Consider the following 20716-nt stretch of genomic DNA (forward strand, 5'->3'; position numbering starts at 1 on the left):
TTGAGGGGGCAAGTCGGCGTATGAGGCCTTGTTGAGTTCCCCCGCGTGTGTCCCACCGGGTGGAACCGGATCAGGGAAGTGCGCCGCGATGGAAACCAATCCGAACAAGGTCAGCCGGCAGGGGCTTCCGTCCCAGGTCGCCGCCTTTGTGCGCTTCGAGATCCTGCGCGGAAACCTGAAGCCCGGCGACCGTCTGCCGACCGAACAGGAATTCTCGGCCCAGCATGGCGTCAGCCGCGCCGTGATCCGCGAGGCCATCGCCAAGCTCCGGCATGAGGGGCTGGTCGTCTCGCGCCAGGGCATCGGTGCCTTCGTGGCCTCGCCCGAGGCTGCCAACTCGCTGACGCTGGAGCCGAACAGCCTGGCGGTACCGGAAGACTACCGTCACCTCTACGAGTTGCGGCTGATGCTGGAGACGGGCGCAGCCGAACTCGCCGCGATCCAGCGCAGCGACGAAGATCTCGCGGAGATGGCCCGCTGCATCGACAATCTGGCCGAGGTCAAGGACTTGCACAGCGCCTATGTCGAGACGGATATCGCGTTCCACCGCGCGGTGGCCGGCGCGACGAAGAACCCTTTCGTCTCGCTGTTCATCGCCTTCGTCGATGTGAAGCTGAAGGAGAGCATTCTCATGGCGCTGCGTTCGCTCGATTTCACCAAGACGAAGGCGATCGCGCATGGCGAGCATCAGCGGATCTTCGAGGCGATCCAGGCGCGCGATCCCGCTGCCGCAGCCGCCGCGATGCGCTCGCATTTGACCAACTCGTCTCGCCGGCTGGGGCTGTAGAACAAGGCTCCAAACGCCAATCGCCCCGCCGGTTTCCCGGCAGGGCGATCTGCATTGTTCCGTAGAAAAAGAAGCCTAGGCGACGTCGACCATCGTGCGGGTCTCGCCCGATTTCAGCATCGCCTCGACCACCTGCACCGAGCGCAGGCCGACCTGCGCGTTGCCGCAGTTTTCGGTCGGGATGCCGAGGCAGATGTCGACGAAGGCTTCGACCGGCGTGACGCAGGTATAGGCACCAGCGCCGGGCTCGATCGCCATCTCCTCGTCCTGGCCATCGAGACGGCGCAGCCAGAGCCGCTCGCGCTCGACGTCGAGCAGCAGCATGCCCTCCGTGCCGAACAGGCGGATATCGACCTGGAAGGGCGAGCCGGGCGGCACCGAGGCGGAGCCCGACAGCGAACCGGTGGCGCCGCCGGCAAACGTCATGGCGAGCGCGTTGTGGATGTCGGTATCGATCGCCGACTTGCCGAGCAGCGCGAACACGCTCTCCGGCTCCAGATCCGTCACATAAAACAGGCCGCCCAGCATGTGGACCAGTTGGCCCCAGCCATAGCCGCCGGTGCCGGGATGGGCCCAGGTGGCGCGTTCGGGCCGGAACATCTCGTTCTCGGTGCCCTGCAGCTCGCCGCCCGAGACGAGGTCTTCGATCGGTGTCGCCATCTGCGCCGAGACATGGCGAATGCGGCCGATGCGGCCCGAAGCGACCAGTTCGTGCGCCTTCTTGAAATAGGGCTGGAAGCTCCAGCCATAGGGCACGAGAATTTCGCGGCCGGCGGCTTCGGCGGCCGCGATCAGCTTGCGCGCGTCGCCGGAATTGGTCGCCATGGGCTTCTCGACCATGACGTGGCTGCCCTTGGCCAGCGCCGCCATGGCCTGCTCGGCGTGCAGATGGTGCGGCGACGCGATGATGACGCCGTCCATCTCGACATTGGCGAGCAGTTCTTCATAGGTCTCGTAGGCGTGCGCAAAACCGAACGCCTCCTTGACCTGGGCCAGCTCCGCGGCGCCGGGCCGCGCGACGCCGACCAGCTCGACGCCCGGATGGCGCTTCAGGATCGGCAGGTGGTTGGCGACGGCCCACGAGCCGGCGCCGATGATGCCGATGCGCGCCTTGCGCCCGGCCTGGGCTGTCTCAGCCATGTGTGCTCCTTCCGGTCGGACTAGCGGCGCTTGGCGCCGGGGACGAAGGGCTCGCGGTCGAGCCACTTGCGGTACATGTCCGGCACGGCGCATTCCGGGTCGTTAAAATAGGCCTTGTAGTCGACGCCGCCGACGAGGGCGATGTTGCCCCAGGGATCGAGCGCGCCGGAGCGGACGATGACCTTGGCCTTCTGGGCCAGCGGACCAACGGTATCCTCATAGGTGACGGGCTCGAAGTCGCGCTCGTCGAACCAGGTGGTGAGCGAGCGGTAGAGCGGCTTGTTGTGCTCGGCGACCTGCGACGCGAACATCACCTTCTCGACGATCAGCTCCGGTGCGATCGCCGAATAGAGCTGGTCGAGCGTCGGCAGGTCGGCGCTGATGGCGAGGTCGATGCGCCAGGCGTCGCTGGGGATCGGGAAGCCCGCATCGACGATCATCATGATGTCGCCATGGCCCATCGTGGCAATGGCTTCGGCGAGTTCGGCGTTGAGAATACCGGAGCGCTTCATGGGTTTCTTCCTCTGTTAAGCCGCGCTGATCGCACGGTCGAGTTCGGCATGGGTAACGTCCCGCACGATCTCGTCGACGATCTTGCCGCCGCGGAAAAGCAGGATGCGGTCGGACAGGCGGGCGAGTTCCAGCGAGTCCGATGAGGTGAAGACGACGGCGGCGCCGGAATCGGCGATGCCGCGCAGGATGTGATAGATCTCCGACTTGGCGCCGATATCGACGCCGCGCGTCGGGTCATCGAGCATCAGCACCTTCGGATCCATCACCAGCCAGCGGGCGATCAGCGTCTTTTGCTGATTGCCGCCCGAGAGCGAGGTGATGCGGTTCAGGATCGAGGACGTGCGGACCGAGAGGCGCTTGATGGCGGCCAGCGCCTTGCCCCGGCGCGTCGACCCGTCGCTCGCGTGCATCGCCTCATCCGTCGCTTCGGCATTCCGCAGCACGCTCATCAGCGGCAGGATGCCTTCGCGCAGCCGGTCGGCCGGCAGATAGGCGACACCGCTGCGGATGGCGGCGCGGGGTGTCGAGCGGCCAATGGGCCGTCCCGAAATCGAGATCGTGCCCGAGGTGGCATGGTCCATGCCGAAGATATGGCGCAGCAGCGAGGAGGGGCCGGAATCGGGCAAGCCCGCCAAGGCGACGATCTCGCCGGCGCGCACCTTCAGCGAGGCGCCGGCCAGCTCGCGGCCATGCACGTCGGCGACGTCGAGCAGCACTTCCTTGGTCGGGCGCGGCTTTACCTGGACCGGAAAGATCTCGGCCGGCTGGCGGCCCAGCATCGCGTCGACCACTTTCTCGTGGTCGAACTCGGCCACCGGACGGGTGGTGATCAGCGTGCCGTCGCGAATGACCGAAATGCGGTCGGCGATCGAGAAGATCTCGCCGAGCTTGTGCGAGACATAGATCACGGTAACGCCGACCGAGCGCAGATGGCGGATGCGCTCCAGCAGACGCGCGGCTTCGGCCGCGTTCAGCGCCGAGGTCGGCTCGTCGAAGATGATGACCTTCGCGTCCCAGGTCAGCACCTTGGCGACGGCAACCAGTTGCTTGTCGGACGAGGAAATGTCTCCGACCCGCATCGAGGGAAGGATTTTCTGTTCCTGGAGTTCGTCGAGCGCCTTGCGCGCCCGCGCCGCCATCTTGTCCCTGGACGGCTTGACGAAGCCGCTGTCGTCGATGCCGAGCGCGATGTTCTCGGCCACCGTCAGATTGTCGAACAGGTCGAGTTCCTGGTGCACCACGCCGATGCCGCAGGAGAGCGCATCGCGCGGCGTCTTCATTTTCAGTTCGGTGCCGAGGGGGCCGATGATGGCCCCCTCGCTTGGCTGGTAGACGCCGGCGATCAGCTTGATCAGCGTCGACTTGCCCGCGCCGTTCTCTCCGACGAGTGCATGAACCTCGCCCTGCTTGAACTCAATGCTGACATTGCGCAGCGCCCAGAAGCTCCCGAAGGATTTCCCCAGGTCGCGAAGCTGAAGCATCGAAGTCATCGGCGAATACTCTCGTTCTGGATCAATTGGCAGGGCAGGAAGCAGCGGGCCTTACTCGGCCTGGTGCTTTTCCACGTTGGACTTGTCGATGACTTCGACGCCGGTGTCGGTGTGGCTCGGAGGCATCTTGCCTTCGGCGTAGATCTGGTTGAGCACGAGCACGGCGTCGTGGCCCTGGCGCTGCGGGTTCTGCGTGATGGTCGAGGTCAGCGCGCCCGAGATGATCAGTTCACGCGTCTGCGGCAGCAGGTCGGAACCGACGACCGGGATCTTGCCGGCCATGCCATTGCGCTCGAGATACTGGCCGATCGCGGGGAACGAGCAGCAATCGAGCGAGATGATGCCGGTGATGTCCGGATTGGCCAGAACGGCGTTCTCGATCGCGGCGTAGATCTGCTGCGGCTCGTTGGTCGTGTTCACCAGGCTTGCGATGGTGATGCCGGGATGCTTGGCAAGCGCCTGGCGGGCGCCGTTCTCGCGATCCTTCGACCACTGGGCGGCGGCATCGACCGTGAAAATCAGGATCTTGCCCTTTTCGCCCATTTCCTTGACCAGCGTGTCGCCCATGACGACGCCGGAATAGACGAGGTCCTGGCCGACGAAGGTCAGGCGCTGCGAAGCCGGATTGTCGGTGTTGAAGGTGACGACCGGGATGCCGGCGGCGAGCGCCTTGTTGATCACCGGCGCGAGCGCGTCGGTCGAGGAGGACGAGACGGCGAGGCCGTCGACGCCCTTGGTGATCCAGTTCTCGAGCTCGGCAACCTGCTTCTCGGCGCCGCCGCCAACCGGGCCGGTGAACAGCGCGTTGACGTTGAACTCCTTGCCGGCAGCCTCGACACCGTTGCGCATCGGTACGGCGACCGAGAGCGCGGGGTCATGATAGGAAACGACGAAGGTCGGCTGTTCCTTGGCGGCCGCACGGGCCTTGATCGCCGGCGACAGCGTGAAGTCGGCGGCCGCGGCCGGCACGAGCAGCGCAAGGGTCGCGAGGCCCGCAAAGAGTGTTGCGCGTAGCATGGTGGTATCCTCCCAGATGAAGTTCGTTCAGTTGATGGGTCGAATGGCTATTTCTTCGACGTCAGTCCGCCGATCAGCGCCGCGGTCAGCACAACCGCTCCGATCAGCGTGGTTTGCCAGAAGGGCGTCACACCCAGCAGGATAAGGCCGTTGCGTACGACGCCGATCAGCAGCACACCGAGCAGGGTTCCGGGGATGGAACCCTCGCCGCCTCCAAGCCGCGTGCCACCGATGATGACTGCGGCGATGACATCCAGCTCCAGGCCGATGCCCGTGACAGGCTGGACGTTTTCGAGAAATCCGAAATTGATGATGCCGGCGAAGGACGCGAGCAGGCCGGCGATCGCGAAGGCGATGATCTTGGTGCGCGACACGGGCACGCCGACGATGCGGGCGGCGCGGTCATTGCCGCCGACGGCGAAGATGTGAAAGCCGAAGGTCGTCTTGTGCAGAAGGAAGAAGCCGAGCGCGGCGACGACGATCAGGACCAGCACCTGGTTGGACAGGTTGCCGATCAGGCTGCCCTGCGCCAGAGCGGTCAGGATCGGCGCGGCGCCCTGGCCGTGCGGCAGGGAGACCGGCATGCCGTTGCTCATCACCAGCGTGGCGCCGCGAATCAGATAGAGCGTGCCGAGTGTGGTGATGAAGGAGGGGATGCGGCCGGCGACCGTGATGGCGCCGTTCATCGCGCCGATGGCAAGGCCCAGCGTCAGGGTGATCAGGATCGCGGCGACTTCCGGCACACCGCTGACGATCAGCAGGCCACCGACCATGCCGGCGAAGCCGTAGAGCGAGCCGACCGAGAGATCGACTTCGGAGATGATCAGAACATAGGTGGCGCCGATCGCCAGCACGCCAAGCAGCGAGATCTGGCGCAGGAGATTGAGAATATTCTGGCCCGTCAGGAAGACGGGGCTGGCAATGGCAAAGACGATGCAGAGCGCAAGCAACGCCCCGAAGACACCGGCCTCCCGGGTCAGCAGCAGCCCTCGCGCCGATTGTACCAGTCCACCCTGCGCGGGGCTGCCCGTTGCGACGTTCGTCATCATCCTATCTCCCTCGCATCGTCGCAGCTCAGCGTGCGGACGATTCCGTATCCGTTGGTCCACGAGGCGGCGCGCAACGAAGCGGCCCGGCTCGCAGGGTGTTGATTTCATGAAATGGCTTGGCCCATTGCCGTATCGGGCAGGGCGGGCGGACGGGCCGGCGGCGCAAGGCCGCCGACCGGCCGATTACTTCAGTTCGCCGGCGAAAACCGTCAGCTTGATATCCGGCAGAATGGTCGCGAGGTTGTCCTTGCTGACCGTCAGGATCGGAAGCACGACTTCCTTCTCCGTCTTGCCACCTTCGAGCTTGGCGATGACGCTTTCGCCCGCCGTCTTGCCCATCAGGTAGGGCTGCTGCATGCCGCTGGCGACGATCGAGCCGCCTTCGATCATGGGCAGGAATTCCGGCACGCCGTCGAAGGCGCCGATCAGAGTCTCGCCACCGCGACGCATCGCGTCGACGGCGCGCTTGGCGCCCAGCGTGGGGGAATCCGTCTGGACGAAGATGCCGCGCATTTCGGGATGCGCCGTCAGCATGTCCTGCACGAAACGATAGGTTTCGTCGGCCGTGTAGGTCTGCATCTCGTTGCGGGCCACGATCTTGTGGCCTGCTTCTTCCATCGCCTTGACGAAGCCGTTGGTTCGCTTGACGCCGTTCTGGCGGGCCTGGGAGATGGTGACCATGCCGACTTCGGCATTCTTCCAGCCCTTGGCTTCAAACGCCTTGGCAAGCGCCTTGCCGACGTCATAGGCGCCCGCCTCGTCATTCGACGTGACGAAGGTCACGTATTCGCCCGAAGTCGTGCCGATGCCGGCGAAGCTTACCGGGATGTTCGCCTTCTGGGCGAGACCGAGAACGGCCGGTGCGGTCGAGGAGTCGGTGGGCGACAGGACGATGCCGGTCGCGCCCTTGACGATCGCATCCTGCGTATTCTGCAGTTGCGTCTGGGTATTGTTGCGGGAATCGAGCGCGACGAAGTCGTAGCCGTGCTCCTTCGCCGCCGCCTCGACGCCCTTCGACACATAACGCCAGAAAGGCGCGTCGAGCCCGGCCGAAAGATAGACGATCTGCTTGCCTGCGGCCTGCGCCGCCGGCATCGCGACAGAAGCCAGCAGGCCGAACGCGCCTGCCAGAGCGATGAACTGACGCTTGGTATAGGTCATGGTAATCCTCCCTCATCGACGGCGGCATTCGCCGCCCTTCCTCGCGCGCCTAGGGCGCGCCGATAACGCCTTCCGAGATCAGACGGTCGATCTCCTCAGCCTCGAAACCCGCGGCACCGAGAACCTCGCGACTATGCTCGCCGACCAGCGGCGCGCCTCTCTCCACCGTCGACGGGGTCTTGCTGAAGCGGATGGGAAAACCGGGGGTCTTCAGATGGCCCTCGGAGTGATGTTCGTATTCGACGAAGCTGCCATTGAACTTCACCTGCGGATCCTCGACCGTCTTGGCGAAGTCGTTGACCGGGCCGGCCCAGAGTCCGAGCGCCAGCATCGCTTCGATCAGGTCGGCCTGCTTCCACCTCGCGCTGTGCTTGGCCACCAACTGGTGGATCAGGTCGCGCTGCTCGAACGGATCAACATCGTCGTTCATTGCCAGGAAGGCGGGCTCGTCGAACAGTTCACCAAGCTTGGCGAGCTGCGGGAAGGCGAGGGCGACATAGCCGTCCTGGGTCGCGAACACGCCATAGGGCGCGCGGATATAGACGTGGCCGTGCGGCTCCTGCGTGCGCTTCTGCGGCTTGCCGTCGATGGTGAAGACGGAAAGCTCCTGCATCTGGAAGGAGATGGCCGCGTCGAGCATGTTGACCTCGACCAGTTGGCCTTCGCCGGTGCGCTCGCGGTGCAGCAGCGCTGCCAGCGCGCCTTCAAAGGCGGCATAGGCGGTGGTGGCGTCGACGACATACTGGCCGATCGGCTGGGGCGGTCCGTCCGCCTGGCCGGTCGAATACATAGCGCCGCTCAGCGCCTGCAGCAGCAGATCCTGGCCGGGGCGGGCCGAATAGGGGCCCTCGGCACCGTAGCCGGAGATCGAGACATAGATCAGGCGCGGGTTGATCGCCTTTAGCGTGTCGTAATCGACGCCCAGCTTCTTCGCCACATGCGGGCGATAGTTCTGCATGAAGACGTCGGCGTCCTTGACCAGCTTGTGCAGGGCGGCCTGGCCTTCGGGGGCCTTCAGGTTGATCGCCAGGCTGCGCTTGTTGCGGTTCAGCGACAGGAACGAGGCGTTGATCTTGCGATTTCCGCCGCCTGCCGGCATGCGCCGCTGCCACTCGCCCTCGACCGGCTCGATCTTGATCACGTCAGCGCCGATGTCGCCCATGCGCTGGGCCGCGAACGGACCCGACATCGCAACCGTGCAGTCCAGCACGCGGTAGCCCGAAAGGATCTGGGCCTTATTCCGCTTTTCCTGGCTCATTGCCTCTCCCGCTCGAATTTTTTCGCCAATTGAAATATGGCGGCTGTGTTGATCGTTGTGATAGCGCTAACAAGTCGATATATTTGTTAGCGCCAACATGGGAGGCTGTCAATGCGTCGGAGACGATTTGGAAATGCTCCAGCCGGGGCGGGTGTCGTCACGATGTCGGACGTCGCCAGCCGGGCCGGAGTCTCGGCCCAGACCGTTTCCCGCGTCATTGGTCGGCCGGAGATGGTGACGGAGGAAACCCGCAAGCGCGTGCACGACGCGATTCGCGAGCTGAACTACATCCCCAACGAAGCGGCGCGGAACCTGGCCTCCAACAGCAGCCGGGTCGTCGCGGTCATCATCCCGACCCTGTCGAGCTCGGCCTTCTCCGCCCAGGTCAAGGCCACCATCGACACGCTCGAGCTGCGCGGCATCTCTGTTGTCATCGGCAACAGCGAATATTCGGTTCTGCGCGAGGAGCAGATCATCCAGACGCTGCTGGAGCGGCGGCCGATGGGCTTCATCCTGACCGGCCTGCACCACACGCCGCGCGCCAAGGACCTGCTGCGCCAGAGTGGCGTGCCGGTGGTCGAGACCTGGGACACCGACACCGCGCCGCTCGATTGCGCCGCCGGCTTCTCCAACATCGCGGCCGGGCATGATGTCGGCTCGCTGCTGGCCGCCCGCGGCTCGCGCCGCATCGCCTTTGTCGGCGGCGCCGCGCACCAGGATTCGCGCGCGAACGGCCGTTTCATCGGCTTGGCCAAGGCGCTGGAGGAGGCGGACCTGCCGCCGCCGCTTCGGATCGAGCTGGTGCTGCCGATGAGCACGCAGGACGGTATCAGCGGGCTCGATCAGGTGATGCAGAAGGCGCCGATGACGGATGCGATCTTCTTCTCGGCCGACAGCCTGGCGCTCGCGGCGCTGCTCGAATGCAACCGGCGCGGTCTGCGGGTACCGGAGCAATTGGCGATCTGCGGCTTCGGCGATTTCGACCTCGCCTCGCTGGTGACGCCGGCGCTCACCACGGTGAAGATCCAGCCCGACGTGATGGGGCGCACCTCGGCCGAACTGCTGCTGGCGCGGCTCGACGGCGACGACAAGCCCGCCAGCGTCATCCTCCAGCACCAGCTGATCCGTCGCGGCAGCGCGTGACGCCGCCGCGACCTTTCTCATTCGCTTCAAAGGGATAGCGGCGACCCGCTATCCCTTTGAGATGGGCTAGATCCGGTACCAGCCTTCGGCCGTGGTGCGGAACAGCTGACGCTGCTCGTCTGCCGAATAGCCGGCCACGATCTCGCGATAGGCGTTGACCACCGTCGGATAATCGCTGAACAGGCCGTCCAGCGGCCAGTTGGTGCCGAACATGCAGCGCGACGGGCCGAAGGCCTCGATGCAGACCTCGATCCAGGGCCGGATCGTCTCCACCGTCCACCCATGATCGACCATGGCGAGGCCGGACAGCTTGCAGGCGACGTTGGGCGCCTTGGCGAGATGCTGGATGCCTTTGCGCCATTCGTTGAAATAAGGAACCGTGCGCTGCTTTGGGAATCCGCAATGGCCGAGGATGATGGTCGAGCGCGGAAAATCGCGCGCGAGATCAAATGCCTTGCCCATCTGCGGCCAGCCGGCATCCATGTCGTAGATCAGGTCGCGCTTCTGCAACTCGTTGAAACCACGACGGAAAGCCGGGTCATCGAGGAAGTCGAGGCCGATGAAGGAAAGCATCCGCACGCCGCGGAAATTGGCGTATTGCCGGTGCCGGTCCAGCTCCGAGGCCGCATTGTCGGCGGCGAGATCGACCCGGGCGATGATGCCGTTCGGCATGCCGTGTTCGTCGGCGACCTTCTGCAGCCACTCGGTCTCGCGGACCGTATCGACCTCGCCATCCGCGGTTTCGATATGCACGGACTTGATCAGATTGACCGGCGCGCCCTCGCGCTGCAGGTCGGTGACCAGATAGTCCTTCATGATGGCGGAATAGTCGCCCGAAGGGTGGCCGACGAACGGCTTGTCGGTCAGCCAGCCGTAGCGGATCCCGCTTTTCAGGTCCCACAAATGGTGGTGGGCGTCGACGAATTCGAATAGCTCGTTGGTCATAGTTTCCTCCCGTCAGTGTCAGGCCGGCCGCGCCAGGACCATGGTGGTGAACGCGCCCAGCTGCACGATTTCGTCATTCTGGTTGTAGACGGCGATATCGCGCACGATGACGCCGCGATCGCCCTTGCTGGTCCGGCGCGTGCTGCCGACGGTCAGCTTCAGGCGGATCGTGTCGCCGAAGAATACCGGCTTCTTGAACTGCCAGTTCACGCCAAGCAAGGCCACGGCGGTGCCGTCGAGGCCGCCATCCCGGTCGGCGAGACCGGCCGAGACGATCAGCGCCAGCAATCCATGCGCGATCGGCTTGCCGAACGGTCCCTTGGACGCGAACTGGTAATCGGTATGGGCGGGGTTGTAGTCGCCCGAGAGTCCGGCAAAGGCCATGACGTCGGATTCGGTGATGGTACGGCCGGGCGACCAGAGCTCATCGCCCTCATGAAAATCTTCGAAATAGCGGGCCATTGTCGTCCTCTAACAGCGCTTCTTGTTAGCCTCTTGTTAACCGGCGAGGCCATTTTCGCCGATTGGGGCCGATGTCAGGTTAGCGCTATCATTCACGCACTACAAGCGGCGACAGCCGGGCCCCGTGCGGGGCCGTCCTGGGGCTCGCAAACACGCTGCGCGACGGCCGCCTGCGGCATCTCGGGCGGCGCCACGCCTTTCGGTCCCTCCGTTGATCTGGCGCAAGGAAGCCGATCGGCCAGCGTGACAGGACTGGGCCTGCTGGGGCAATGGATGGGATGGCGATGTCTATCGGTACATTGATGGTTCACGTCGACGACACGAGATCGGCGGCCACGAGGGTGGCGGCTGCCTGCAATCTTGCCGAGCGTTTCGACGCCACGCTTATCGGCATCGCGGCCTGCGCTTCCGAGGCGCCGCTCTACGACCCGCTCACCGTCGGCGCCATGGCCGGTGAATATTCGATGTTGCAGCGCGACACCGCGGAGACGGGGCTGCGGAGCGCCGAAAGGCTGTTCCGGAGCGCCGCCGACCGCAGTTCTGCGCGGATGGAATGGTGTTCGGCCATGACCTATCCGGCCGGCTTCATCGCCGAGCAGTCGCGCCGGGCCGATCTCATCGTGCTGGGACGGCGCGGGGCGAGCGCACCCAACAATTCGGTCGAGCCGGGCGACGTACTCATTCGCGCCGGGCGGCCGATCCTCCTGCTGCCGCCGGATACACATGCTCCGACTGGCAAGAACATCGTCGTCGCCTGGAAGGACACGCGGGAATCGCGCCGCAGCGTCACCGACGCGCTGCCCTTCCTGCGCCGGGCAAGCCGGGTCTCTCTCCTCACCATGCCGTCACCGGAAAGCGAGTCGCGCTGGCGCCGCGGTGCCGAAGACGTCGTCGCCTTCCTGGGGCGGCACGGCATCGCCGCCACTTCCTACGCGCTCGGGGAAAGTTCGGAGACTTCCGCCACCCGGATCTGCGATTTTGCCGAGGACCAGGGCGCTGATCTCGTCGTCATGGGCGGTTATGGCCGGGCCCGCGCCCGGGAGTGGGTGTTTGGCGGGACGACGCGCAGCATGCTGGAAACCGGCACCGTCGCCTGCCTGATGAGCCATTGAGCCCCGCGCACGGCCTCAGTCGATATCAGACAGGGGTGGCTTACAGGCCCAGCCGGTAGAAGGCGTTGGCGTTGTCGCGATAGATCTTTCGCGTGTCGGCTTCCGGGAGACCCAGATCGGCAAAGGCGCGGTCCAGCACCTCGACCCAGCGGGGCAGGGTGGTGGCCTGCAGGCAGACGGGATAGTCGCCAGCATAGATCACGCGATCGACGCCGAAGGTCTCGATGGTCGCCGCGATGAAGGGGCGGAGATCCGCCTCGGTCCAGTTCCGGTGGTCGGCTTCGACCGGCAGGTCGGAGAGCTTGATCCAGAGATTGGGGTGGCGCGCCAGCTCGGCGATGTCGGTGCGGTATTGTCCGATCGCGCCGGCCCGGATGCCGGGCTTGCCGCAATGATCGAGGATCAGCGGCACCTTAGGGATGTGCCGCACGAACTCGCGAACGATGTCCATCTGCGTGTAGTTGACGTTGATCTCGAAATGCATGCCGAACTTTTCGAGCCGGTTCACGCCGGCGATGAAGTCCGAGCTCAGCGTCAGCGCGCGGGGATCGGCGTCGAACTCGACGATGCGGCGGATGCCCTTCACCATCGGATGCGTCTCGGCCATCTCGGCCAGGATCGGCTCTACCCCTGCGCCGCGTTCGAGCGGCGCCATCGGCACGATCGCCTTCAGGCGCGGATCGCGTTTCGCCTCGTCCTCGACAAAGACGACTTCCTCCAGATATTGCCCACGCTCCGCGTCGAAATCGGCGAAGCATTCGAGGAACACCATCGCTTCGACCTCGACCGAGCCGAGATCGCGGGCGTAGTCCTCGACGTGATAGGGCCGTTCGAAGAGCGGGTTGCCCTGGATCCAGGTGTAGTCGAGCCGGGCTGGATCCCAGAGATGCAGGTGGGTGTCGACGATCGGAAAGGCGGGCATCGGCGGCTCTCTTTCTGCGGGCTCAGGGCGTCGGCGCGTCGGCGCGCAACAGGCCCTCATGCTTCAGTTCGGCCCAGAGCGCGTCCGGGATCGCGTGCTGCATCGAGGCGATGTTGCGGGTGACATGATCCGGGCGGAAGCCGCCAGGGATCACCGAGGCGACGAGAGGATGATGCAGCGGAAACTGCAGCGCGGCGGCGGCAAGCGGTACGTCGTGGCGGGCACAGACGGCCTCGATTCCGCGCACATGCGCGGCCTCCGCCGGCGTCGGCGGGTGGTAGTTGTAGGTCGCGCCGGGCAGCACGCCGGTGGCGAGAATGCCCGAGGCGAACACGCCGCCGATGACGATTCCGACGCCGCGCTCTTCGCAGAGCGGGAATTCATGGTCGAGCACCGGCTGCTCGGCGAGCGTGTAGGGTAGGGCGACGAGGAAGAAGTCGAGATCAAGCAGTTTCAGGAATCGTGGAATCGTGCCGATCCGGTTGACGCCGGCGCCGATGGCGCCGATCTGGCCGGCCGCCTTCAGTTCCTGCAGCGCCCGCATGCCGCCGGTCGCGAGCTGCGCCAGATGGGCGGAGACCAATACTTCGGAGCCGAGATTGGCGAGGTCGAGATCGTGGATCAGCAGCGCATCGACCCGGTTGAGGCCGAGCCGCTGCAGGCTGTCCTCATAGGCGCGCATGACGCCGTCATAGCTGTAATCGTAGCGGTGCTCGAAATGCAGCCCGTTCGGCCAGTCGCGCTTACTGGCGGCGAAAGCGTCGGGGTCGGCGGGGGCGGTGAAGACACGGCCGATCTTGGTGGTGAGTAGAAATTCCCCACGCGCCTGCCGGCGCAGGAAGCGACCGATGCGCTGTTCGCTCAGGCCACGCCCATACCAGGGCGAGGTATCGAAATAGCGCAAGCCCGCATCCCAGCCGGCCTGCAGCGTCGCCTCGGCCTCGTCGTCGCTGACGATGGTGAAGAGATTGCCGAACGGCGCGCCGCCGAAGCCAAGCTGCGGCAGGCGGAGGTCGGTGCGCCCGAGCGGGCGCAGGGCAAAGGGATCCATGGCTACCTCAGTGTCTGGCCTGATTGACGAGAGGAGGCAGTTTTGAACCTCCTCGCGAACGCGGTCCGAAATACCCTCTGTTCACCTCTCCCTGAGGGAGAGGTCGGCGGCCGCAGGCCGGCGGGTGAGGGTTTACGGCCTCTCCGGATGGTTTCCTAAACCCTCACCCGGAGCTTCGCTCCGACCTCTCCCTCAGGGAGAGATAAGGGGCAACGCGGCTCAAGGGGGAATCGGCATCGCTTGTCGAATTACGGGCCAGACACTCACGCCGCGAGCCGGCCGAAGGGCATGGCGGCCGGCACGATCTGGGCGATCAGCTCCTCGATCTCGCGCGCCGTGATCGGGTCGATGGTGGTCGTCGGGCTGCGGACGAAGGCGGTGCGGATGACGCCGCGGCGGACCAGGATCTGCTTGTGAATGAAATAGAAGATGTCGCCGCCCTGCACGGCGAGGCGGTTGATCGCCATGATCGTCGCATCGAAATGCTGGCGCGCCTTGGCCTCGTCACCCCGGCGGAACGCGTCCCAGACGGCGACGAAGTCGGCCGGCTGGCTGCAGAACGGCATGGTGCCCAAGGCGCCGCGCCGCAGTTCCTCGATGAAATAGCTGCCGCCCGCGCCGCCGAAGATGGTCAGCCGGTCGCCGGCCTGCTGCGACATGGCGGCGACCTTGCTGGTGACCGGCAGGGTCTCGACCTTGATGTAGCGCACGTTCGGGCATTCGGCGGCGATCTTCAACGCCAGGCCGGGCGAGATCGGCGCCTGCGGCACGTCCTGCAGGATAACAGGGATGCCGACGGCGGTGTCGATCGCCTTGTAGTAATCGAAGATCTCCTCGGCGCTGATCGGCATGAAGGAGGGCGGGATCACCATCAGCATGTCTGCGCCGGCCGCCTCCGCCGCCTTCGAGTAGAACACGGCGAGATCCGTGCCGGCGGCGCCGGAATTGATGACGATCGGCACGCGCTTCGCCGCCGCCTCGATCACCACGCGCGTCACCAGGGCACGCTCGGCCTCGTTGAACTTGAACACCTCGCTGCCCAGCGCGACGCCGAGACCATGCACACCGGCTGCGATGTTGAACTCGACCAGGTTGGCGAGGCTTTCCTCGTCGATCCGGCCGTCTTCATGGAACGGCGTCACCAGGATCGGCACGACGCCGTGCAGCGCGGGGAGGGACATGATGTTCTTCTCGGCTCTTCGGAATGAATTTGGGTCTGGTTCCTGTTCACGTCTTCCCGCGAAACGCATCCGGTTCGCGGGAACGCGCGCTAGGACTTGTGAAACATCTCTTCGAGGGGCGCCTGCCAGGGTGTGCCGTCGTCGTTATATTCCATGTAGGGCTCCATCATCTTCCACCAGCGCAGCGTAACCGGGTCGTGCGGCGTGCCGGGCGGCGGGGCGTGGTCGCGTTCGAGATAGGCGAAGAGCAGCAGCCCGTAGCGGTAGATCGAGAAGTTGCGGATACCGTCGCGCTCCATGTTGGCCAGCATCTCCGGCCAGATCTCGTCGTGCTTCTGCTTGTAGATCGCCTCAAAGCCCGGCTTCAGCTTCATCACCCACGCGACGCGCATGCCTGCTCCTCACTGTTTCGCTTCGCCGGCCGCGGCCGGCCAGGTGCCGCGAAAGCCGAGGCGGCGGCTGACATGGCCACAGGCCTCGTTCAGCATCTCGACCAGCGGCAGGATTTCGGGGCCGGGCTGCTTGAGCGACGGCCCGGTGATGCTCATGGCGCCGACGGGACGGGCCATGGCATCGAAGATCGGCACGGAGACGCAATAGACCCCGAGCACGACTTCCTGGTCGTCAATCGAATAGCCGCGTTGGCGGATGCGCTTCAGTTCCGCCTCCAGCACGCCGGCATCGGTGATGGTCTTCACGGTATAGGCTGGGAGAGCGCCGTCGAGCACTTCGCGCTGCTCGGCCTCGCTCATGAAGGCCAGCATCGCCTTGCCAGCGCCGCCGCAATGCAGCGAACCGCGCGCGCCGATCCGCATGTCGAGCTGCATGCCGTCATTGCCGCGCACCTTGTCGATGCAGACGCCATGCTTGCCGCTCAGCGCGTTGATGTTGACGGTTTCACCGGTGGTTTCCGCGATCTTCTCGGCGAAGGGGCGGGAGAGCGCCGGCAGGGCGATGCGCTCCAGCTGCAGTCCGCAGATTTCCAGCAGCCGGAACGACAGCTCCCATTCGCCGCCGGGCGTGCGCTCGGCAATGCCCTCCTGCTCGAGGTCGAGCAGGAGGCGATGCACCGATCCGAGCGGCAGGCTGAGCTGGGTGGCGACGGCGCGGACGCCAAGCGGGCTCTTGCGCGCCAGCAGCTCCATCACCTGCACGGATCGGCGGATGCTCGACATCGCGGCTACCAGAACTTCTTTTCGAGCGCCAACGGGTCGATCAGATTGTCGTCGATGTAGTCCCACTCGATCTCGTAGCCCATGCCCGGGCCCTTGGGCATGTGGACATAACCCTCGCTGTCGATCCTGTCGCAGGTGTTTTTGAGATACGGATGCGGCGCATCGTAGTCGACGCCGGGGGCGAGCAGGCCCTTCTCGTAATATTCGGACGTGTCTTCCGAGGTAGCGCCGAGCACCTGAAGATTGCCCCAGCCGGCCATGTGCATCTCGCAGCGCAGGCCATAGGCCTCGGCGACGATGGCCGTCTTGCGGGCGCCGGTGATGCCGCCGCGCACGACGTCGATGCGGCTCATGTCGCCGGCGCCTCGCAGGATCCATTCGGCCCGGCTGAACACGCCGCCGGCGACGATTTCCGGCGAGAGGATCGGGATCGACAATTCGCGCGACAGGCGGACATAGCTCTCGACCCGGTATTCCGGCATCGGGTGCTCGTACCAGTAGAAGTTCAGCTTCTCCAGCTCGCGGCCGACCTGGATCGCCTCCTCCATGGTCATGTAGGTGCCCCAGGGATCGAACATCAGCACATAGTCCGGCCCGACCGCCTCGCGCACGAGGTGGCAGGTCTCGATATCCGCCTTGATGTTGGAAGGGCGGCCGGGCGTCGGCTGGCCGGTCTCGGGGTTCCAGAAATAGTGCGGGTGGATCTTGTAGGCCAGGTAGCCCTCGTTCTTGCAGGCGAGCGCGTGCTCGGCATAGACGCGCGGCACGCCGATGTTCGGATAGGTCGAGGCATAGGCCTTGACCTTCTCGCGGCCGGCGCCGCCCATCAGCTTGTAGACCGGCTGGTTGAAGGCGCGGCCGGCGAGATCCCACAGCGCGTTGTCGACGACGCTCGCGACATTTTCCGGGATGTTGGCGACCCAGAGCCACTTCCATACCATCTCGCGGTCGAGCGGGTCCTGGCCTTTCAGCAGCGGCAGGATGCGGCCGCGGATCATCTGCTGGTCGACGACGTTCAGCCCCTCGGCGTCGCCATGCGAGCCGCCGCCAAAGTAATAGCCGGTGACGCCTTCGTCGGTATCGATCGCCAGTACGGTCTGCATAAGGTCGGCCTTGGGCACGGGCAAAGCATGGCCCACGTCCCAGCGGTCGGCCCAGGTCTTGAACGTCTTGATCTTGATGTCGGTGATTTTCACGGATGCAGTCCTCTGGCAGGCGAAAGGGCGCGAGATGAAGGCAGGGGTCTATTCATAGGCGTCGCCCCCGCGCATCCGGTCGAGCAGCACGGCTGCGAGCAGCAGCAGGCCGACGATGATGTTGACGTAGTAGGGACTGACCGCCTTGAGATCGAGAATGTTGGAGACGCCGGCGACGGCGAGCAGGCCGAGGGCGCCGCCGATCGGGTTGCCGACGCCGCCGCGCAGGATGGAATAGCCGCCGATCATCAGCGCGGCATAGACCTGGAATTCGAGGCCGAAGCCGGTGGCGCGGGCGGCGCTGCCGAGCTGCGCCGTGAAGACGATGCCGCCAAGCCCGGCACCGAAGGCCGAGAGCAGCAGCGCCGCGACCCGGATCCGCTTCACCGGAATGCCGGCGCGCGAGGCGGCCTTGTCGTCGCCGCCCACTGCCTGCACATGCCGGCCGAAGCGCGTCTTGGTGCCGACGATGGCGGCAATTACGGTCAATCCGATCGCGACCAGGAAGAACAGCGGCAGGCCGAACAGGGTCTGGTTGACCAGGTCGGAGAGGCTGGGATTGAACGAGAAGATCGCACCCTGCGGTCCCAGCAGCACCCAGGTGATGCCGCGCAGCGCCACCAGCATACCCAGCGTCGCGGCGATCGCCTCGGCGCCGAAGCCGACGATGGCGATGGCGTTGATCGCGCCGAAGCCGAGGCAGGCGGCGAGCGTCACGGCCGCGGCCGCCCATGGGTTCCAGGCGAGCGTCAGCAGCAGGGCGAACAGCGCCGAGGAGAAGCCGACCATCGAGCCGATCGAGAGATCGACGACGCCGGAGAGCAGGGCGAAGCCGGCGCAGGCGCCCACCACCAGCGGCACGATCAGGAACGCTCCCATGATGCCGACATTGCCGAAGGCGAGGAAGCGCGGACCGATCCAGATCAGCCCGACCGCGACGACCGCGATCACCGTGAAGGCGATGCTGGCGACCGGGCCGGTCAGCAGGTCGCGCCACGGATGATGCGGCACGATATAGGTCGCGGGCGCGCTGCGCGGGGCGGTGGCGTCGGTCATGGAATTCCCCTCCGCGCGCGATAGCCATCGAAGGCGACCGCCGAGATCAGGATCAGGCCCTGGAAGATCGATTGCGTGTCGGAGCTCAGCCCGAAGAAAACCAGGGCCGTCGGGATGGTGGAAAGAAATCCGACGCTCAGGAGCAGCAGCCAGAAATTGCCGCGTCCGCCGGAAAGCGAGATGCCGGCCAGGATGACGCCGGCGATGACGTTCAACTGCAGCGCATTGGCCGAGCTCGGATTGAAAGGGCCGCTGGTGGCGCAGAACAGTACGCCGGCAAAGCCGACGAAGCCGCCCGCCGCGGTGAAGATCGCGAAGCGGCTCGCCTTCAGCGAAATGCCGCGGGCGCGCGCCGCCATCCGGTTGCCGCCCACCGCGATCGCGCGGCGGCCATAGCGGGTGCGCGGGATCAGGAAGCCGACGACCAGCACAAGAGCGAGCATTGGCCACCAGATCGCCGGCAGGCCAAAAAGCTTGGCGCGGCCGAACTGGTGGATCGCCGAGCCGAGCGGTACCTCGGCCAGCTGGAAGGCGAAATAGAGCGCGGCGAGGCCGATGAAGTTGGTGGCGAGCGTGACGATGACGGGATTGAGCTTGGCGCCGACGATGATGACGGCGTTGGCAAAGCCCCAGGCCATGCCGGTCAGCACCGCGCCGAGAATGACGAAGGCGAAGGGAAGGCCGGCCTCGGACAGTCGGACCGCGACCAGGCTCGAGGCGATCAGCGCCGCCGGCTGGCTGAGATCGAGGAAGCCGCCCGAGATGGCGACCAGGCCCTGGCCGATCGCCATCACGCCGACGATCGACATGGTGAAGCTGACGGCCAGCACCGTCTGGTGCGACAAGAAATCGGGCCGGTAGAGGCCGGTGGCTGCAATCAGCAGCAGCCACACGGCCAGAAGCGTGAGGCCGGTGCCCCAGCCCTGCAAACGCATCCCGGGCGATAGCGCCCGGGCCGGGCTTTCGAGGCGTTGGTCAAGGGACATCGGCGAACCCGGGCCTTACTTGTTCGGGCAGAAGAGCGAATAGGCGGTCGTACCTGCCGGGGCTTCCAGCAGCTTGGCGACCCGCTCGGCCATGGCCGGGACGGCCTTGGCCTGCTCTGCGCTGACCGGGCAGGGCTCGACGCGCGAGGCCGGATTGTCGGCGGCGGCCTTGAGCGGCGGGATCTGGCCGGCCGCGATCGGCGCGATTACGTCGCGGATGGCGTAAACGGCGTAGCCCTCGAGGAAGTAGAATACCGAGCCGGCGAGATGCGGATTGACGTTGTCGCCGGTGATGAAGGCGCCGTCCTGGCCCCAGCCGGTGACCTCGTCGGCGCGGCCGAGTTGCTCGGCGGCGTTGATCAGCGACAGCACGCCGCCGTCATTGAGGCCGACGACCGCCATCTTCTTGGCGTCGGGATGGGCGGCGAGCAGGTCGCGCGCGGCCGGCAGGCCGACGGCCGCGTCGCCCTGGCTTTCGAAGCTGACCCACTTCTCGGCCGGGATATCCGGGCAGACCTTCTTCAGGCCCGTCCGCATGCCACCCGTGCGCCACTCATTGACGATGCCGGCGGCGGCGCCTTCGGCCGAGACGACCAGGTCGGGGTTGCAGGCCCACTTTTCCTTGATGACCTTGCCGAGCTGCTCGCCACCCGCGACGCCGGCCGCGAGATTGTCGATGCCGACGAAATACATGCCGGGATCGGCGATGTCATAGGTGACGACCGGGATCTTGGCGGCGTTCATGGCCTGGCTGATCGCCGGGTTGGAAGCCGGCTGGCCGTTGAACTGGATCATCGCGTTGACGCCCTCCTGCGCGAAGATCCTGGCGTTCTTCAGCGCGATAGCGGGGTCGTTGTTGTTGGAGAGCTCAATGTAGTCCCAGCCGTTCTTTTCGGCGAGGGCGCGGGCGACATCGCCCTGGGCCTTCATCCAGTCGCAGCAGGTATTGCCGCCGACGGCCATGCCGAGCTTGAACTTCTCGGCGGCGTTGGCGGTCCAGGCGACGCCGAAGGCGAGCGGAACCGCGAGCGCCATCGTTGCGATGACGCGTTTCGAAATGCGCAACATGCTT

The 20716-nt window shown here is 65.6% G+C and carries 21 protein-coding genes; 3 read left to right on the forward strand and 18 right to left on the reverse strand.

Features of this window, described 5'->3' with window-relative positions; genetic code table 11:
• Positions 1-88 precede the first annotated feature (88 nt).
• On the forward strand, positions 89-787 hold the full coding sequence (locus ABIE08_RS15940) for a FadR/GntR family transcriptional regulator (RefSeq protein ID WP_354552517.1): 699 nt from the start codon (positions 89-91) through the stop codon (positions 785-787).
• A 75-nt stretch (positions 788-862) separates the two neighbouring features.
• On the opposite strand, the gene ABIE08_RS15945 is transcribed toward ABIE08_RS15940, so the two are convergent.
• The 7 genes from ABIE08_RS15945 to ABIE08_RS15975 all read right to left on the reverse strand — a co-directional run bounded on the left by ABIE08_RS15945 (position 863) and on the right by ABIE08_RS15975 (position 8415).
• Entirely contained in the window at positions 863-1927 is a 1065-nt protein-coding gene (locus tag ABIE08_RS15945; protein WP_354552518.1) for a Gfo/Idh/MocA family protein, read from the reverse strand.
• A 20-nt stretch (positions 1928-1947) separates the two neighbouring features.
• On the reverse strand, positions 1948-2439 hold the full coding sequence (gene rbsD, locus ABIE08_RS15950; RefSeq protein WP_354552520.1) for a D-ribose pyranase: 492 nt from the start codon (positions 2437-2439) through the stop codon (positions 1948-1950).
• A gap of 15 nt (positions 2440-2454) precedes the next feature.
• A complete protein-coding gene (locus ABIE08_RS15955; RefSeq protein ID WP_354552521.1) occupies positions 2455-3930 on the reverse strand; it encodes a sugar ABC transporter ATP-binding protein in 1476 nt (491 codons plus the stop codon).
• A gap of 51 nt (positions 3931-3981) precedes the next feature.
• On the reverse strand, positions 3982-4947 hold the full coding sequence (locus ABIE08_RS15960) for a sugar ABC transporter substrate-binding protein (protein ID WP_354552522.1): 966 nt from the start codon (positions 4945-4947) through the stop codon (positions 3982-3984).
• A gap of 47 nt (positions 4948-4994) precedes the next feature.
• Entirely contained in the window at positions 4995-5993 is a 999-nt protein-coding gene (locus ABIE08_RS15965; protein ID WP_354552524.1) for an ABC transporter permease, read from the reverse strand.
• Positions 5994-6179: 186 nt separating this feature from the next.
• Positions 6180-7157 carry a substrate-binding domain-containing protein gene (locus ABIE08_RS15970; protein WP_354552525.1) on the reverse strand — a complete coding sequence of 326 codons (978 nt, stop codon included), beginning with the start codon at positions 7155-7157 and terminating at the stop codon, positions 6180-6182.
• Between the two features lie 49 nt (positions 7158-7206).
• Positions 7207-8415: a CaiB/BaiF CoA transferase family protein gene (locus tag ABIE08_RS15975; protein WP_354552526.1), complete on the reverse strand. Its 1209-nt coding sequence runs from the start codon at positions 8413-8415 to the stop codon at positions 7207-7209.
• A gap of 162 nt (positions 8416-8577) precedes the next feature.
• Here ABIE08_RS15975 and ABIE08_RS15980 point away from each other — a divergent pair, with 162 nt between their 5' ends.
• Entirely contained in the window at positions 8578-9558 is a 981-nt protein-coding gene (locus tag ABIE08_RS15980) for a LacI family DNA-binding transcriptional regulator (RefSeq protein WP_354552528.1), read from the forward strand.
• A gap of 66 nt (positions 9559-9624) precedes the next feature.
• On the opposite strand, the gene ABIE08_RS15985 is transcribed toward ABIE08_RS15980, so the two are convergent.
• Together ABIE08_RS15985 and ABIE08_RS15990 are read right to left on the reverse strand one after the other, a co-directional pair.
• Positions 9625-10503: an amidohydrolase family protein gene (locus ABIE08_RS15985; protein ID WP_354552529.1), complete on the reverse strand. Its 879-nt coding sequence runs from the start codon at positions 10501-10503 to the stop codon at positions 9625-9627.
• Positions 10504-10521: 18 nt separating this feature from the next.
• Positions 10522-10965, reverse strand: coding sequence for a MaoC/PaaZ C-terminal domain-containing protein (locus ABIE08_RS15990; protein WP_266333401.1), 444 nt, complete (start codon positions 10963-10965; stop codon positions 10522-10524).
• Positions 10966-11249: 284 nt separating this feature from the next.
• Between ABIE08_RS15990 and ABIE08_RS15995 the strand changes: the two genes are divergently transcribed.
• Positions 11250-12077: a universal stress protein gene (locus tag ABIE08_RS15995; protein ID WP_354552530.1), complete on the forward strand. Its 828-nt coding sequence runs from the start codon at positions 11250-11252 to the stop codon at positions 12075-12077.
• A 40-nt stretch (positions 12078-12117) separates the two neighbouring features.
• Here the strand turns inward: ABIE08_RS15995 and ABIE08_RS16000 are convergent, their stop codons facing one another.
• From ABIE08_RS16000 to ABIE08_RS16040, 9 genes are all read right to left on the reverse strand, one after another.
• Complete coding sequence (locus ABIE08_RS16000) at positions 12118-12999, reverse strand: amidohydrolase family protein (RefSeq protein ID WP_354552532.1); 882 nt, start codon at positions 12997-12999, stop codon at positions 12118-12120.
• A gap of 22 nt (positions 13000-13021) precedes the next feature.
• The gene (locus ABIE08_RS16005) at positions 13022-14050 is read right to left on the reverse strand and encodes an aldo/keto reductase (RefSeq protein WP_354552533.1); all 1029 of its coding nucleotides are present in this window, start codon (positions 14048-14050) and stop codon (positions 13022-13024) included.
• Between the two features lie 263 nt (positions 14051-14313).
• Positions 14314-15231, reverse strand: a complete 918-nt coding sequence (locus ABIE08_RS16010) for a dihydrodipicolinate synthase family protein (RefSeq protein WP_354552534.1) — start codon at positions 15229-15231, stop codon at positions 14314-14316.
• A gap of 89 nt (positions 15232-15320) precedes the next feature.
• Positions 15321-15623 carry an L-rhamnose mutarotase gene (locus tag ABIE08_RS16015; protein WP_354552536.1) on the reverse strand — a complete coding sequence of 101 codons (303 nt, stop codon included), beginning with the start codon at positions 15621-15623 and terminating at the stop codon, positions 15321-15323.
• Between the two features lie 9 nt (positions 15624-15632).
• Positions 15633-16406, reverse strand: a complete 774-nt coding sequence (locus ABIE08_RS16020) for an IclR family transcriptional regulator (RefSeq protein ID WP_354552537.1) — start codon at positions 16404-16406, stop codon at positions 15633-15635.
• A gap of 5 nt (positions 16407-16411) precedes the next feature.
• Positions 16412-17602, reverse strand: a complete 1191-nt coding sequence (locus tag ABIE08_RS16025) for an enolase C-terminal domain-like protein (protein WP_354552538.1) — start codon at positions 17600-17602, stop codon at positions 16412-16414.
• Positions 17603-17650: 48 nt separating this feature from the next.
• Positions 17651-18658: an ABC transporter permease gene (locus tag ABIE08_RS16030; protein ID WP_354552540.1), complete on the reverse strand. Its 1008-nt coding sequence runs from the start codon at positions 18656-18658 to the stop codon at positions 17651-17653.
• Entirely contained in the window at positions 18655-19644 is a 990-nt protein-coding gene (locus tag ABIE08_RS16035) for an ABC transporter permease (RefSeq protein WP_354552541.1), read from the reverse strand. Before ABIE08_RS16035 ends, ABIE08_RS16030 begins: the two co-directional genes overlap by 4 nt.
• 15 nt (positions 19645-19659) lie before the next feature.
• Positions 19660-20712 (reverse strand): sugar ABC transporter substrate-binding protein, encoded by a 1053-nt coding sequence (locus ABIE08_RS16040; RefSeq protein WP_354552542.1) that lies wholly within the window; start codon positions 20710-20712, stop codon positions 19660-19662.
• Positions 20713-20716: the final 4 nt, after the last annotated feature.

This window comes from Kaistia defluvii, assembly GCF_040548815.1.
Taxonomy (GTDB): Bacteria; Pseudomonadota; Alphaproteobacteria; order Rhizobiales; family Kaistiaceae; genus Kaistia; species Kaistia defluvii_A.

Excerpts from the sequence above, each read along its gene's own strand:
- ABIE08_RS15940 (WP_354552517.1), top strand. The coding sequence starts at position 89 with ATGGAAACCAATCCGAACAAGGTCAGCCGGCAGGGGCTTCCGTCCCAG.
- ABIE08_RS15945 (WP_354552518.1), bottom strand. The coding sequence starts at position 1,927 with ATGGCTGAGACAGCCCAGGCCGGGCGCAAGGCGCGCATCGGCATCATC.
- rbsD (WP_354552520.1), bottom strand. The coding sequence starts at position 2,439 with ATGAAGCGCTCCGGTATTCTCAACGCCGAACTCGCCGAAGCCATTGCC.
- ABIE08_RS15955 (WP_354552521.1), bottom strand. The coding sequence starts at position 3,930 with ATGACTTCGATGCTTCAGCTTCGCGACCTGGGGAAATCCTTCGGGAGC.
- ABIE08_RS15960 (WP_354552522.1), bottom strand. The coding sequence starts at position 4,947 with ATGCTACGCGCAACACTCTTTGCGGGCCTCGCGACCCTTGCGCTGCTC.
- ABIE08_RS15965 (WP_354552524.1), bottom strand. The coding sequence starts at position 5,993 with ATGACGAACGTCGCAACGGGCAGCCCCGCGCAGGGTGGACTGGTACAA.
- ABIE08_RS15970 (WP_354552525.1), bottom strand. The coding sequence starts at position 7,157 with ATGACCTATACCAAGCGTCAGTTCATCGCTCTGGCAGGCGCGTTCGGC.
- ABIE08_RS15975 (WP_354552526.1), bottom strand. The coding sequence starts at position 8,415 with ATGAGCCAGGAAAAGCGGAATAAGGCCCAGATCCTTTCGGGCTACCGC.
- ABIE08_RS15980 (WP_354552528.1), top strand. The coding sequence starts at position 8,578 with ATGTCGGACGTCGCCAGCCGGGCCGGAGTCTCGGCCCAGACCGTTTCC.
- ABIE08_RS15985 (WP_354552529.1), bottom strand. The coding sequence starts at position 10,503 with ATGACCAACGAGCTATTCGAATTCGTCGACGCCCACCACCATTTGTGG.
- ABIE08_RS15990 (WP_266333401.1), bottom strand. The coding sequence starts at position 10,965 with ATGGCCCGCTATTTCGAAGATTTTCATGAGGGCGATGAGCTCTGGTCG.
- ABIE08_RS15995 (WP_354552530.1), top strand. The coding sequence starts at position 11,250 with ATGTCTATCGGTACATTGATGGTTCACGTCGACGACACGAGATCGGCG.
- ABIE08_RS16000 (WP_354552532.1), bottom strand. The coding sequence starts at position 12,999 with ATGCCCGCCTTTCCGATCGTCGACACCCACCTGCATCTCTGGGATCCA.
- ABIE08_RS16005 (WP_354552533.1), bottom strand. The coding sequence starts at position 14,050 with ATGGATCCCTTTGCCCTGCGCCCGCTCGGGCGCACCGACCTCCGCCTG.
- ABIE08_RS16010 (WP_354552534.1), bottom strand. The coding sequence starts at position 15,231 with ATGTCCCTCCCCGCGCTGCACGGCGTCGTGCCGATCCTGGTGACGCCG.
- ABIE08_RS16015 (WP_354552536.1), bottom strand. The coding sequence starts at position 15,623 with ATGCGCGTCGCGTGGGTGATGAAGCTGAAGCCGGGCTTTGAGGCGATC.
- ABIE08_RS16020 (WP_354552537.1), bottom strand. The coding sequence starts at position 16,406 with ATGTCGAGCATCCGCCGATCCGTGCAGGTGATGGAGCTGCTGGCGCGC.
- ABIE08_RS16030 (WP_354552540.1), bottom strand. The coding sequence starts at position 18,658 with ATGACCGACGCCACCGCCCCGCGCAGCGCGCCCGCGACCTATATCGTG.
- ABIE08_RS16035 (WP_354552541.1), bottom strand. The coding sequence starts at position 19,644 with ATGTCCCTTGACCAACGCCTCGAAAGCCCGGCCCGGGCGCTATCGCCC.
- ABIE08_RS16040 (WP_354552542.1), bottom strand. The coding sequence starts at position 20,712 with ATGTTGCGCATTTCGAAACGCGTCATCGCAACGATGGCGCTCGCGGTT.